This window comes from Candidatus Phytoplasma melaleucae, assembly GCF_030588185.1.
GTDB lineage: Bacteria > Bacillota_I > Bacilli_A > Acholeplasmatales > Acholeplasmataceae > Phytoplasma > Phytoplasma melaleucae.
On sequence record NZ_JAOSID010000003.1, the window covers coordinates 1 to 15,735 of the forward strand.

The window sequence follows — 15,735 nt, forward strand, 5'->3', positions numbered from 1 at the left end:
GGCTTTGGTGAAAACAAGTCGAAAAAAAGAGACCTGAGTTAAATGAGCCAGAATAGCCGTTAACGAGTATAAACGTTTAACTTTCATCAACAATCTCCTTCAAGATACAATAAATAAAAACTTTTAACTGTGGTAAAACTAAAAACAGCCCTAAGGCTATTTTAACTTTAAAACCCCATTTCTTTTAAAAAAGTGAGCGGTTTTAAACGAGCAGGCTGGGTCAAACTAGGACGACGACGGACACTTGTCAAAAAAAGCTGGTCTTGGGCCCGGGTGACCGCTACATACGCTAAGCGACGTTCTTCCGCGAGATTGACGACCGCTAAAAGGGGATTGAGCCAGGTGGTTTGTTCACACCCCAGGAGAAAGACCACTTTAAATTCTAAGCCTTTCACTTGGTGAATAGAAGCTAAGACTAACAACTTAGCAGGCGCCACTTGCTGAGCTAAATAAAGTAAGCGCTCAATCAGGGTCTTAGTTTTACCAGTGCCAGCCCCCGCTCGCAAATAAAGGGCTTGGTGAGCCGGAGCATGGGCGGCTTGTAATTGGGCTGAATTTAAACGACACATCGCAATAATTAACTACTCTTAGCAGCAGTAGTCGGAGCTTTAATCCAAGGGACTTTCGTTTCGGAAGGAACAATTATTTCCAATTTATATAAAATAAAAATCAAAATGAAACAAACGCCTAAGTAAGTCAAAATTTTTAACAAGCTCATGAATGAAGACCTTCTCTTTCTGGTAAATGATAATTAAAAAAGTTATTGAGGTAAATAAATATAACCTTTATGAGCTAATAGGACTAAGATAAGACCTAAAATCCCAATAATCGGCAAAATCAATCTTGATAAAGATAAGCGACGTCTACCAACGGTTCTCACCACTACCGAACGAAAGCGTCTAAATTTACTGAATCTAGCCATGAACATAAACTCCTTTACTTAATTTAAACATAAAAAAAAAGGTGATACTTATCACCTATTCTATTCAAGTTAAATACTGTGTCATGAGTATAATATTTAGAACACAATCGACTATAAACAACCCAACAAAAAGAGAAAAGAAGTATTCTTTCAAGATATTACCTCCATTTAAACTTCAAATGAAATATCAACAAACAAAAAAGACTGATGCTAACAAAATACTTTAGAGTAGCAAACACTTCGTTCGAATAAATTAAGACCTAATTTAATACGGCAATATTTAACTACTAATATTATCTTCTTTCTTAAATTTAAAATATAAAAAAAAGTAGGATCCCTACTTATCATCTTTTTATTCTTTTGAATCTTTGCAAAATAGTCTATTTTTTTATTTATTACTATTATTTAAACGGTTTAATATTAATTTAGCTTCGTTAAAAAGTTTATAAAACGAATAACATTCCAAACACATTTTTTCAATAAACAAAGAATCTTTTTTAATTTCTTTCACTTTAACGTTTTGATATGTTTGATATACTAAAAAAAAAGCTTTTTCCGAATCAGAACAATAAAGTTGAGCTTGAACTTGAGCATAATAAAAAACTGGAACTTTATCATTAATAAAAAAATTACTCCAAGAATTAGTATTACAAGAAATAGGACATTTTATTTCTAAGACACTTTTTGATTCACGGTGCCAACCATCTAAAGACGCTGACATAAAATACTTTGTAAAAACTATAGGAATAAAATTTACTTTATAAACTTCATTAAAAAAATTTCTTGCTTCTGGTTCTAATTTTCTCCCATGACGCATAGCAATATTATCTTCTATTTTTTCTTGAAACAGTTTTCGTTTAAATAACAACTTTCTACTTTCGAAAGGGTTTAACCCCATAATAGCAGCTACTTCAGAAGCGTTAATATAATTACTTCTATGCTTATGCCAAGCCTCAGAATTTTGTTTTAAATTTAAAAACTTGTTAGATTCTAATTTCGCGAAATGCATATAAAATTAATTTTCTTTCTACATCTAATATCTTTGTTTTTAGAATATTTAATTTACTATTACTAAAATTATAATAAATCAGTTAAAAAAATCTTTTTAACATTATGTGAGGTTTGTAAGGCTACTTTTTCCAAACTAATATTTTTGATCATAGCTACCTTTTCAGCTATTATATGCAAAAAAGAAGGTTCATTTCTCTTATTTCTTGGTAATGGAGAAGGGGTTAAAAAAGGAGAATCTGTTTCCAAAAGAATCTTATCCAGAGGAATTTTAGATAATACCTTATGTGATTCTTCGAATTTCTGATAAGTAATAATACCTCCGACTCCTATATAAAAACCTAATTCTAAAGCTTTTTCAACCTCTTCTAAACTAGTGGTTAAACAATGAAAAACACCCCTAATTTTATTTTTATAAGGTAGTAACATTTTATATATTTCTTGAAAAGATTCTCTAGCGTGTAAAATAACAGGAAGGTTATATTTTATTGATAATTCTAATTGAATGTACAAATTTTGTTTCTGTATATGCAAAAATTTCTTATCATGATATAAATCTAACCCAATTTCTCCTATAGCTACTACTTGGGAATATTTTAATTTTAAATATTTTTCAATACTAGAAGGATCTTCGTTCTTCCAATAACAAGGATGAATTCCAATAGCAGCTTTAATACAAGGATATTTAAGCGATAAAGCAATAGCTTTTGAATTGGTCTTATCATCTAATCCTGGAACGATAAAGTAAGAAATACCATTATTTAAAGCTCTCTCTATAACAATTGGTAAATCTCTCGAGTAATCATCTAAATTAAGATGAGTATGAGTGTCAATTAACATATTTTTCTTCCTATTCCAATTAATTATCTTCTAAATTAAATTACATATGAATAGGTTTATCAATAACACCTAAAAAAGTTTCCAGATTTAATTCTGCTAAGGTAGGGTGTGGATGAATTACGTTAACTACATCGTGCGCTGTTCCTTCAAATTCCATGGCTACTCCTGTTTCGGTAATTAATTCAGTAGCATTATATGCATATATATGCATTCCTAAAATTTTCATATTTTTACGATCAACAATTATTTTTGCAAAACCATCACTTTCTCCATCAGCTAAAGCTTTTCCTATCGCTTTAACAGGAAATTTAGATACTTTACAATCGAAACCTTTGCTTTTAGCTTGATCTTCGGTAAATCCTATAGTAGCTATTTCAGGAAAACCATAAACACAGGATGGGACACGATCATAATTCATAGGTTTATGACAAGCCTGTTTGCCTAAAGCATGATAAACAGCTGTAACGCCTTCATGACTAGCAACGTGTGCCAACATAAATTTACCGTTTACATCGCCAACTGCATAAACACCTTCTATCGAAGTATTTAAAAAATTATCTGTTACTATACCCGTTCTATCTATTTCTAAATTAAGTTTTTCTAATCCTTTTAGATTTGGTTTAGTGCCAACAGCCATTAAAACAATGTCAGCTTGTTCAATTTTCTCTTTATTATCATGTATATAATGAACAATATTGTCTTGAATTTGGATAACTGAAGCTTCAGTAACAATTTGGATATTGGATTTTTCTAAATGTTTACTATAAGCAGCAATAATATCTTGGTCCAAAGTGTTTAAAATAGAAGTTTGTTTTTCCAAAATCATTACTTCAGATCCAAATTTATTGAAAATAGTAGCAAATTCAACTCCAATTATACCTCCCCCAATAATAATAATTTTATTCGGGAATTTATCTAATTGTACTAATTCTTTACTTGTAAATAAATAATTATCATTATAAGCTTCTTTAGCACCAGGAATAGAAGGAATAAAAGCACTTGACCCTGTAGCTATAATAAGCTTTCGAGTTTCTAAAAACTTATCTCCAACTTGGACTTGCTTAGAAGTTAAAACCTTAGCAAACCCATAATAAACATCAACATTATTTTTTTTTAACAAAAAACCAACACCATTTGTTAATTGTTGTACTATCTTATTTTTACGTTGTAACACAGAAAGCCAATTAAATCGAATATCTCCACTGCAACTTATTCCAAAATTATTAGCCTCTTTTAAAAAACCAAAAATTTTTGCGCTTTTTAAATAAGCTTTAGTAGGGATGCAACCATAATTTAGACAGATCCCACCTAATTTATGATCTTCGACCAAAGCCACTTGTGCTCCTAATTGAGAGGCTTTGATAGCGGCAACATATCCTCCTGGCCCTCCGCCTATAATTAAAATATCATATTTTTTCATATTTGATCTCTTTATTATTCATTAAAAATAAATGAATATGGTTCGCTAAAATTAAAAACCCGAATAATTTACTCCTAATAGTTAAGAAGAATAGCTAAAATTCTTATTATTTTGACGTCATTAATAAATATGGTTCTCCAGTATTGATATATCACTTAATAATAACTTAATAGTTTGTAAAAACCTTCCCGCATCGGCTCCATCTATAAAGCGGTGGTCAAATGTTAAGGATAAAGGTAACATATTACCAATCGAGATAACATCATCTTTAACAAATGGTTTTTTTATCATAGTTCCAATTCCAAGAATGGCTACCTCTGGGAAATTAATAATAGGATTAGCATAAGAAATATCAAAAACACCATAATTACTTATAGTAAAAGTACCATCTCGAAGATTATCTAATGTAATTTTTCTATTTATAGCATTTTCCGCTAATGTTTTTATTTCCTTGGCTAACGTTAAAACACCTAAATTTTGTGCATTTTTAATATTAACCACTATCAAACCATTTTTAGTATCAACTGCGATACCTAAATTAATAAACTTTTTAATAATCAATACATTATTTTTATCATCAAAACTAGAATTAAAACGGGGGAATTGTTCCAAGGCAATTGTAACTGCTTTAGCAATAAAAGGCATATAAGTTAATTTAATGTTTCCGTTCTTAAATTGTTCTTGCGATTTGATTTTTTCTCTTAAAGTAACTAAATTATCAACATTGAATTCTTGCATTATGGTTGTATCTGGGATTAGAGTTTTAGCCGTTGTTACTTTCTCAGCAATAGCTTTTCGTAAACTTGAAATTGATTCTATTTGCACATCTTTATCCGTTATATCTTTTATTTTTGTATCTAAATGTTTATCATTTTTTTTCATTATTTAATTAAATCTCTTTTCTATGTCGATAACAATTACTTCAAAATATTTTATTTGCTGTCTTTTAAATCACATGTTTCTTCGATATGCACTAAAACATCTCCAACAACAATATCATCTCCTAAAGATGGAAACATTTCTGTAACAACACCATTTACTGGGGAAGATATTTCGGCAACCATCTTATCAGTTTCAACTTCAAGCAAAACATCACCTTCTTTTACTTGGTCTCCCACTTTGCAATGCCATGCATGAATACGCCCATTATTAATGCCTTCTCCCAGATCATGAAATTTTAATTTAAACATTTTCAATAATTCCTTCCTTTTTCTTCATATAAACTAGTTAATCAAATCAAACTTTTTTTAATATTAAAATAAAAACAACCTTATAAATATCATTTCTGAGAAGCAAAAACATTGCGAATCCCATGAACAATTTTATGTACATTTAAACACTGATGATATTCACCTCTTGCTAAAGGCATAATAATGTCGAAACCTGTAATGCGGGCTGGCGCAGTCTTTAAATAATGAAAAGCGTATTCATTTACTAAAGTAATTATTTCACCTGCTGGTCCATAAGTTTTAGTAGCTTCGTGAGCCACCGCTAATCTTCCAGTTTTTTTAACAGAATTAATAATAGTATCTCTATCAATGGGGTTAATACTTCTTAAATCTATTAATTCAACAGAAATTCCCTCTTTAGCTAAAATATCAATAGCTAACTTAGATATAGGCACAGCAGATGCCCAAGCTACTAAAGTTAAATCTTTGCCTTCTTGAACTATTTTAGCTTTACCAATTTCTACTTCATATTCGTCTAACGGAACTTCTTGTTTCTCACCTCGATATAAAACTTTAGGCTCTAAAAAAATTACAGGATTAAGACTCTTAATAGAAGATATTAATAATCCTTTGGCATCATAAGGATTGGAAGGAACCACTATATGTAACCCTGGGAAAGAACCTAGCATTCCTTCAATAGATTCTGAATGATGTTCTAACGCTTTAATGGAGCCGTGCATTGGAAGTCTCAAAACCATCGGGCAATAAAAAGCCCCCCTAGAACGGTTTCGTATTCTAGCTGCATGGGAAAATAAATCTTGTAATCCAGTAAAAACAAACCCTTCAAATTGAATTTCTGCTATAGGTTTTAAACCACCTAAAGCCATTCCAATAGCGCTGCCAATAATAGCAGATTCTGCTATAGGAGTATTAAAAACACGTTTTTCCCCATACTTTAAATGTAAATCTTTAAGAACTCTAAAAACTCCACCTAATTTGCCAACATCTTGACCAAACAAAACTAACTCAGGAATCTTCCCTAACTGAAGATCTAAGGTATGATTAATAGATTCCAATAAATTCATTTGAGGCATGTTTTATTTCCTTTCTTCCGTAGATTTTAAAAATAATTCATATTGTTCATATTGTTCTTTTAATTGTGGCGTCATTTCATCATAGATATGTTCAAAAATTTCAATAGGTTTTACTATATGACCATAAGTGGTAATGCGTTGATGTACTTCTGAGACATATTTGACAGTAGTTTGTTCAATTTCGCCAATTAATTCTTGTGTTAAAATTTTTCTATTTAATAAATATTTCTGAAAACGTTTAATAGGATCTTTTAATTTCCATTCCTCTTCTTCTTCTGAAGAACGATATAATTTAACATTATCATTTGTTGTGTGTCCTAACATACGGTATGTAATTAGTTCTAACAAACCAGCACCATTCCCTTGTCGTGATGACTCAACAAATTCTTTCACTGCTACATGTACAGCTAAAACATCATTACCATCTACTCTCATACCAGGAATGCCAAAGGCAATAGCCTTTTGTGATAAAGTTTCAGAATTAGAGGCTGTTTTTCTTGGAGTAGAAATAGCATATTGATTATTTTGAATCGCAACCACTAAAGGCGCTTTGTAAACAGATGCATAGTTTAATCCTGCGTAAAATTCTTCATGAGCACTGCCACCATCGCCAATAGTTGCTAAAACAACTTCTTTTTTATTTAATAATTTGCTAGACAAAGCTAAACCAGCACCTATATTAATAGATGATCCAATAATGATGTTTATTGGTAAAATATGTTTCAAAGGATCCATGTAAGATCCTCTTTCGTTGCCATACCAATAGAGCAAAAAACTTTCTAAAGGTATTTTACGATATAAAAAAATACCTATATCGCGAAAATAAGGAGAAACCCAGTCATGATCTTGCAGAGCAGATGCTGCTCCTACTTGACAAGCTTCATGTCCTGTATTCAAAACATATGAAAGCATGCGACCTTGTCTTTGGTATTGAAAAGCCTTCGTATCCGTTATGCGAGACAAAATCATAACTTTATATATTTCTAATAACTCTGCTTGAGACATTTTCGGTTCAAATTCAGGGTTAATTACATTTCCTTCAGGATCTAAAATTTGAAAAATAGGTTTTTGATCAACTTTATATAAGTAATTACTTAATTTCATTTTAAAAATAAACTCCTTTACTTGTTTACTTCTTTTATTAATTCTCATTACCCCTACAAGGTAGCACTTACATAACTTTATGTTAAATAAAGTAAATTACAAGGAGTTAGAAATGAATCTGTAATCCAATTTTATATTATGCAGTATTTTAGAATTAACAAAAACGGGTGATGTTATAAACTAAAACTATCTGAATATGATTTGATTAGATTTAATCAAGAGTAATTGATTTTTCTCAACTTGCAAAATATTTAATTTTTTATCTAACTCTTTTTGATTGAGCAAAGACACTACACCAAAACACAAAGATAACAAAGCAGCTTCTTTTTTGTTTTTTATTAAAGCCAATATAACAACAGGCGGATGAAATTTAGAAATATTATAAGCATCTGCAAAATTATCCACTATAATAGCCTTAATAGGTAAATTGAAAGCAGATTCCACAGCGCTTAATAAAATCTTTTCTCGAAAAGTTTGTGGTTCATAAACACGTGAAAAAAAATAATAATCTAATATTTTTTCTGCTTGCCCATTAATTCTATGCATATACCTGACAGATTCTACAGGGTAATTACCTGAAGCTGACTCGCCTGATAGCATAGTAGCAGTTGTGCCTTCTCGCACCGCATTAAACACATCAGAAATTTCAGCTTTAGTAGGACGCGGATTTTTTTGCATTGATTCCAACATTTGAGTAGCTACAATAACAATTTTCCCTTTTGTTAAACATTTATCGATTATTTGACTTTGATATAAAGGAACTAATTCGCCCGCTACTTCAATTCCTAAATCGCCCCTTGCCACCATAATACCATCTGATAAATCTATAATAGAATCTATATTATCGACAGCTTCTTGATTTTCAATTTTGGAAATAATTTGAATTTGATCATTTTTATACTTTTGCAAAATATCCTTTATATCTTGGACATCTTGAGCATTTCTAACGAAAGAAGCAGCAATATAATCATAATTTTCTTTTATCGCAAAAATAATATCTTGACGATCTTTTTCGGAAATAAAAGGTATTTTTAAACTAATGCCAGGAACATTTACACCACGACGAGATTTAACTATATGACTATTTTGAGCCTTGGTAACGAGTTCTCTATTTGTAGCATCTTTGTCAATAACTTCTAAAGATAAATAACCATCGTCAATATTAACTAAATCACCTATACTTAATTCATCATAAAATTTATCATAAGTAACAGAAAAAACAGAATTATTGCCCAAAATTTCTTTAGAAGATATTCGGACTAAAGAATCTTTTTCAATCATTGTTGCGTCATCAAATTCATGCGTTCTGATTTCCGGACCTTTAGTATCTAACATAATAGATACATTAGTATTTAATTCTTCGTTTAATTTTTCAATAACTTGGATTAACTTCTTACTTGTATCATGATTCGCATGAGAAAAATTAAATCTAGCTACATTCATACCAGCAATAATTAATTGTTTTAAAATTTCTGGATTATAAGACGCTGGACCTAAAGTGCAAATAATCTTTGTTTTATTCATAAAAACACACTTTTCACCTTTTTATTATATTAATACAAACTTTTTATTTCTGACCCAAATTATTATTTCATTTACGTATACGCAAAAAATTCAATACAATAAATAAAATAAATTATAATCACTTCTATATTATAAAATTTTTTTTAATTTTATAACGAATAAATAAAGTCTAAACATAAAATTCCCTTATGTTAAATAAAAAGTTAGTATCGAAAAAATAAAAATAAAAAACGGGGGCCTTGGCAAAAAGGATTCATACTAAGAACATTCGTTTATTTAACTAGCTCTAATTAAACTAAGATAATCTCAACTTTTAAAAAAAAAGTTTTTTATCGCAAAATGATATTATACATACGATAGTTAAATAAACAAGTATTGTAACTTTCTTTCATAGAATTAATCTTTGCTTTATCTCTTGCCAAATAAATATAATTCTAGTAGGTTCGTTAATTTCAAAGCCAAATTCTAAAAACCTAGGAAATTTAAAACAAAAACGTATGAATCTGATAGGTATCGGTTAGAAAATATTTTATAATCTTGATAATTAACAAAACTAAAAGTTTTATAATTTAAGTAAACTAAATTATGAGAAAACAAAAAAAAGATAAACTTATCCACAACCAAAGTACTAATGTGAAAAAACACGAAAAAATAAGTTTAAATAATTAACAATAAATAAGCAGATATTAAACGTTTCCAGAAAAAATAGTATTTAGTTTAACTATAATAACTAATTAGCCAAAAATAGCCAGCCTCACTAAATTTAACTATATGATTTATTTTGAAAAGGTAATATGTATAATCCGAATAGCATTTAGCTTGAATTTCTTTTAAAAACAAAAATTTTTTATTTTTCTAAAAATAAAAACGATAAAAGAAGATTAATAAAAATTTAACCACTACTACCTAAAATTATTACTTAGGGGGAGTTGACTTGATTATAGCAATTCCTCCTTACTTTAAATAAATAATAAAGTAAAATACGTATCTGATAAAAAATTACTGATTTCTTAAAGTAAATTTTTTAAATCACTAAAAACATTTTATTTTATAATGTAAAAATATAATGTTCATATAAGGTATCAACACATATGAGAAAATTCAGAGGTTAAAATAACTTATATTATTACAAACGATCCTAATCTTATAACAATTTAGCAATTAAATTAATGGCAATCAAAAAAGTAATAATAGAAAAAAAATATTTATTTATAATATTCATTTTTTTATCAATTTTACGGAAGAAATCAATGAAAAAAGAAATCAAAATCATTAATCCATCAGTTAAGATTAAAATTCTTTTTAAATCGATGTTCAATCGTTGTTCTAAATATAAAAAAATAACATCAGTACCTCCTGTAGAAGAACTACTAGAAAAAATTAAACCACACCCTATACCAACACAAAGCCCGATTATTAAAGAAGAAAAAAACAATCTTAAAAAGCTATTTTTTTTAATAAAATCCGGCAATATATTAAGAAAAAAATTTCTGTCAATATGAAAATAATCTAAATTTTTAATTATGAAAGCAAAAACAAAATTTAATAAAAGAGTAGAAATAAAGAAAAAAAGTGTGTCTTTTAAGAAAAAACCAAATAATAAAATTATCAAAATTCGAGCAATAATAATGTTATGATTTGTACTAAAAAAATAATTCTGTTGTTTAGTTTTTTTGTCATAAAAAAAGATTTTGTCTAAAAACAACAAACTACTTTCTAATCCGCCTATAATAAATTCTTCAGGCAAAATAAAAAAATAAATACTAAAAATTAATAAAAGAGACCCTAAAAAAATTTTTATTAATTTAAAATGCAACTTAACATCGTTTGTATAAAAATACAATAGCGGCGAAAGCAAAGGATAGAAACAAATCATTAATGAAAATATAAAAATTAAAAATATAGAAACTATTATAGATATTTTGAAAAAATTTTTCACTTCATACCCCCTTTTAACACATAAATTAAACAAAAAATAAAACTAAAAATGACAGAAAAAATTTCCCCAGGTTAAAATAAAAAAGTAATTTACAACAGTGATTAAAAACAAAAGAAATAAATAAAAAGAAATAAAAAAACTGACAAAAATTTGAAAATAATTTTTGTTAAATCAAAAGCAATTCTATCTCCAAAACAAGAAATAATTCAATTGTGTAAAAATAAAAAAAACAAAAAAGGTTTAATAACTTTTTTTTGATACATTTTCTTGTGTAAAATTTTCTACCATAACATGATAATCATCTTTGACAATAATTAAATTAGTTGTTACATGAGGAGTAATATCAGCAATTCTCTGAGGCGGAATAGCAATCAAAAATTGAATTTTTAAATCATTAAAAAAATTCATCATTGATTCTATTCTATTCTCGTCCATATTATTAAAAGCTTCATCAAATAAAACTAGACATCCTTTATCATGATATTCTTCTGATAACAATTGTTCAAAACAAATTGCCATTATAACATAAAAAGGTACTTGAGTTTCGCCGCCTGATTTTTCTCGAAAAATTTTAGAAAACAAAGAAATATCACCATTTAAATCATTTATCTGAATATCATAAGTCATATAATTACGATAGTCTAAAAATGAGTTAACTATTAGTTCATATCCTTCATCAAAAGAAATTATTTTCTGAAACAACTCATCTAATAAAATACTATTATAAGACAAACTTTTTTCCTTTGATTTTTCATTTGGAGAATGATCGTTTGCATCAATAATCATAGAATAGTATCTTTTATATTCAGGATTTTCCGAAGGCTTTATCAGAAGTTGGTAACGATCATTGCCAAATGGTCTATTATAAAGAATAGTGTTTAGCCTTCTAATTTGTTGTTGAGCATTCGCTATACTATCTCTCAACTTATTAATAAATTCTTCTTTAAAAATAATTTCAGTTTTTCGTGTTAATTCTTTAGATTCTTGTTCATAAATTATTAAATTTTGAGTAACAATAGAATTATATTCTTGCAAAAAATAATCAAGATATTCTAATTTAGCTTCTACATCGGAAATATGATGAGTTGTGATGTACACATGCATTAATTGAATCAAATCCATTTTTTGAGTATTTTTTTGTTGTTCTATCATTTGAATATTAGCTTTTATTTGCTTAATGATAATGTCATAAGCATAGTTATATTTTTGTAAATAATTTTGTAACTGAGTAAGAGATTTTTCCGCCAAACTAACCTCTTTTTGTTCGATATCATATAGTTTTTGTTTCATTTCTGATAATTCTTTTTGTAGTAAAATAATTTTTTTTTCATAAATATTAAAATTATTTTTACTTTCGGCAATATTTAATAAAATTGTATCTAACTCGTGACTTTTTTCGTTTTTTTCGCGTTGGATTTGGCTTAATTTATTTTCTACTTCCGAAAAAAATAGTTGAGATTGATCTAATTTAGCGATGTTTTCCTTAATTGATTTAATTTCTTTATTTTTATTGCTTAGCTTCGTGCATAAAGACAAATAATCTATTGTAATAACATGTGATATTTGACTACTTTGAATAAGTTTAAGAATACTTTCATTTTTAGAAAAATTTTTTTGTTTTTCTGATAAGTCATGTTGTAATTTATCAATTTCTAACAAAGTCATTTTTTGACGTATATGGCCAGAATTAACACCAATGTAAGGAATTTGATAAGTTTTAGGATTCAATTTCTTTACAGTATAATTGCTATAAATCATACCTTGAGGAGTAATAGATTTTTTATGTTTTTGCAAATTTGCCACATATATTTCGCATATTACATTAGATAACAAAAGCTTAGCATATTTTAAAGCATTTTTATGAGGAGTAGTTATCTTAGTTGCTAAACTATTATGATTATCAGATATATAAGGAATTTTATCGACATTTACTAGTCCTATATCAAAAAATTGTTCGTTTAATTGAATTTTTTCATATATTTTTAGAGCCTGATGGAAATAATCAGAATCTATAATCAAATTAAATTTTCTATTCCCTAAAAAACCTTCTATAGCGTTACGCCATAATTCGTCATTAATATCTATTAATTCACACAAAGGACTAACAATAACTTTTTTATTATAAAAATTACTTAATTCCATCTTTAAAAGAGAAATTATCTTTTGAAGATAGAAAGGATATGATTTTGTCTTATCTAAAATACAATTCAAACAGTTATTTTTATCAAGTATCTTTTTTGTCAAATCATTAATACTTTTTTGTAGTTCATTCTGTTTAATACTAAGTAAAAGCATTTCACGAGATAAGTAATCTGATAATTTCATCAAATCCTGCTGCAAAGATAAATAATCTACTACTTTTTCTTTGTTATCGATAAATTCATTTGCATTCTGCAAAATCAAATTTAAATCTTTTGTTATATCAGGAATTAAATGAAATAAATTTTGTAAAATCTGAATTTCTTTTTTTAATTTTTGAACAAAAACGTCTATTTGTTCTTTTAAATCTTGGTAAATAAACTGATGATAAGCTAAATCTTTTTGTAAAGAATTAAATAAAAAGAAAGAATCACTATTTTTTTTAGTTTCCAATTGGAAAAAATCATTATTTAAATTTTCTATATACAAATAAAACTTCTTTTTTTGCTCTAAATATATCTTTATATTAGATTCTTCTTGAATTTTCCGGCTCAATAACTCTTTCAAACTATTATTATATATCTCAATAGAAATTTTTCGTTCTAATAAATTATTAATTTTAATTTGATTATCTAGCAATTCTAATGTTTTATGAATATCCATAATTTTTGTTAAATGCTTTAATTTGTTTTGTTCTAATTCAATTTGTGATTCGATTTGTTTTAATTGTTTCACACTATTTTTAAGACTAGAAACATTAACAGGATTCGCTTCTAATAAAAAATCAAATACAAAATTCTGTAAATTAAGAGGTTTAAAAGCTAGAGCTTTGGGTAATATTTGAATATACTTAGTAATATTTATTTGTAGATATTTTCCTATTGCGTTTTGATATTGTTTTTTCGTATCAAAAAAATAGAAAAATGGATCATTTTGACGTACTGAAAATAAAAATTGTTCTTGATTTTTCGGTGTTTGATTTAAAATAAAAATATCATCTCTAAAAGTTATATTTTCTAAAAAATAAAACTTTTCCTTTAAAATCCCTCCTAAAGATAATTCCAAGACGCAACCAAAAATAGCATATTTTTCTTTTTGAGTGTCATAAAATTCCAAAGCAATATGGGTAATAACATCTCTTTCTCTTAAAAATTCTTTTTTTTCAGTACCTATTTTGCCTCTAATATAGCTTTCTAAAGAACGTTTTGCATTAACATTAGCTGCTATATTAAATTTAACATTATTGCGTTCCCCTATTAAAACGTATTGCAAAGCATCTAATAAAGTTGATTTACCTGAACCATTTTCCCCTGAAATTAAAACATTATCTTTAATTTCTATTGTTTGAAATGAAAATAAATGCCAATTAACCAATTGTATTTTAGTTAGTTTTTTCATTTGATATCCTATATTAAAGTGGTATAAATAGACGATAAAAAGCGAGCTACATTTCTAAAAAACTGTTTAATTATTAATTTGTTTGTAAAACAACAAATTAAATTAAAAAAATTTAAAAACCTAACTACTTTTAATATCGTTAACGTAAATGAATTAATCCATTACTTAGAACATGAAATTCGTAGTTCTTAAAATGAATTTTTTAGATTAAATAAATTTAATAATTATTCATAACCGATGTAAAATGATAATTTATTTTAAGACGATGTACTAAAAGTTCTTGTTGAGAGACTATATTTAATTTAAGATTACAAAATAAAATTCGTTATAAAATAATTTGAAAAACCCTCCTCTCCTAAAGAGATCTAAATAAATGATACCAAAAAAAGTCACATTTAAAACCAAACTGTTAGCTAAATAACAATTAAAGTTCAGATGTGACTTATTAATAGAGCACTTTTTTTGAAGTACTATATTTTTGTGGTTTATATAATAATGACTATGAATAAAAGAAAATAAATTCAAATGAAAACGTATAAGAGTTGCTTTGTTAGTGATAATGAAAATAATTTTCAGATGTTTGATCGCTTTATCTTTGAACATTTATTTTTATACTCATATCTTAAACAACTCAATAAATCAAACAAATTTTGGCTATTATTTAATTTTTAGTTAATTTTTTAAAAAACTTTTAAATTACCAAAAAGATAAATTACAAAACATTAATTTATGCTTCTAAACCTTAATAAACTATCATTTATAAAAAAACAATCCGATGATAAATAATATTTTTAGCAGAAAAAAATTAGTTAATGTGTAAACCAGAAAATGTGCCGCTTATCTCTATTTTCTTTTAAGACATTAAAAAATATTACTAAAGTTTATTAAAATGAAATCATTTATTAATATTTATAAATCGCATTTAAAAATTACAATAATTTAATTCATTAAAAGATATTTTCTACTTTTTACTACTTCCTCATAAAATTAAATTCACATAATTAAAACAAATTAAAAATTCTTTTGAGCAGTTGTTTTAATGATTTCGCATTCATTATTAATCTTTTTGTAATGTGTTTATTGTTTTACATCTTCATTTTACTATGTTTTTGATTTTAAATATGATTTACGAAAGAATAATATTAATCATGTCTATTAAATGTATTGATCCAAATAAT

The 15,735-nt window shown here is 26.9% G+C and carries 13 protein-coding genes; all 13 read right to left on the reverse strand.

The features are described 5' to 3' along the window. Positions 1–167: 167 nt before the first annotated feature. A complete protein-coding gene (locus OC680_RS00835; protein ID WP_304515232.1) occupies positions 168–569 on the reverse strand; it encodes a 3'-5' exonuclease in 402 nt (133 codons plus the stop codon). A gap of 8 nt (positions 570–577) precedes the next feature. Then, complete coding sequence (locus OC680_RS00840) at positions 578–718, reverse strand: hypothetical protein (protein ID WP_304515233.1); 141 nt, start codon at positions 716–718, stop codon at positions 578–580. 42 nt (positions 719–760) lie between these two features. Continuing rightward, complete coding sequence (locus tag OC680_RS00845; RefSeq protein WP_304515234.1) at positions 761–922, reverse strand: hypothetical protein; 162 nt, start codon at positions 920–922, stop codon at positions 761–763. A 388-nt stretch (positions 923–1,310) separates the two neighbouring features. After that, the gene (locus OC680_RS00850; RefSeq protein WP_304515235.1) at positions 1,311–1,931 is read right to left on the reverse strand and encodes a lambda-exonuclease family protein; all 621 of its coding nucleotides are present in this window, start codon (positions 1,929–1,931) and stop codon (positions 1,311–1,313) included. A gap of 68 nt (positions 1,932–1,999) precedes the next feature. Further along, positions 2,000–2,770: a TatD family hydrolase gene (locus tag OC680_RS00855; protein WP_304515236.1), complete on the reverse strand. Its 771-nt coding sequence runs from the start codon at positions 2,768–2,770 to the stop codon at positions 2,000–2,002. A gap of 40 nt (positions 2,771–2,810) precedes the next feature. Continuing rightward, positions 2,811–4,190: a dihydrolipoyl dehydrogenase gene (gene lpdA / locus OC680_RS00860; protein WP_304515237.1), complete on the reverse strand. Its 1,380-nt coding sequence runs from the start codon at positions 4,188–4,190 to the stop codon at positions 2,811–2,813. A 120-nt stretch (positions 4,191–4,310) separates the two neighbouring features. Continuing rightward, positions 4,311–5,072 carry a dihydrolipoamide acetyltransferase family protein gene (locus OC680_RS00865; protein ID WP_304515238.1) on the reverse strand — a complete coding sequence of 254 codons (762 nt, stop codon included), beginning with the start codon at positions 5,070–5,072 and terminating at the stop codon, positions 4,311–4,313. A 50-nt stretch (positions 5,073–5,122) separates the two neighbouring features. Beyond that, a complete protein-coding gene (locus OC680_RS00870; RefSeq protein ID WP_304515292.1) occupies positions 5,123–5,380 on the reverse strand; it encodes a biotin/lipoyl-containing protein in 258 nt (85 codons plus the stop codon). A gap of 89 nt (positions 5,381–5,469) precedes the next feature. Then, positions 5,470–6,453 (reverse strand): alpha-ketoacid dehydrogenase subunit beta, encoded by a 984-nt coding sequence (locus OC680_RS00875; protein WP_304515239.1) that lies wholly within the window; start codon positions 6,451–6,453, stop codon positions 5,470–5,472. Between the two features lie 3 nt (positions 6,454–6,456). Next, the gene (locus tag OC680_RS00880; protein WP_304515240.1) at positions 6,457–7,557 is read right to left on the reverse strand and encodes a thiamine pyrophosphate-dependent enzyme; all 1,101 of its coding nucleotides are present in this window, start codon (positions 7,555–7,557) and stop codon (positions 6,457–6,459) included. 186 nt (positions 7,558–7,743) lie between these two features. Next, positions 7,744–9,081: a pyruvate kinase gene (gene pyk / locus OC680_RS00885; RefSeq protein ID WP_304515241.1), complete on the reverse strand. Its 1,338-nt coding sequence runs from the start codon at positions 9,079–9,081 to the stop codon at positions 7,744–7,746. 1,144 nt (positions 9,082–10,225) lie between these two features. Beyond that, positions 10,226–11,020 (reverse strand): YitT family protein, encoded by a 795-nt coding sequence (locus OC680_RS00890; protein WP_304515242.1) that lies wholly within the window; start codon positions 11,018–11,020, stop codon positions 10,226–10,228. A 240-nt stretch (positions 11,021–11,260) separates the two neighbouring features. Continuing rightward, positions 11,261–14,557: an ATP-binding protein gene (locus OC680_RS00895; protein WP_304515243.1), complete on the reverse strand. Its 3,297-nt coding sequence runs from the start codon at positions 14,555–14,557 to the stop codon at positions 11,261–11,263. Positions 14,558–15,735 lie beyond the last annotated feature (1,178 nt).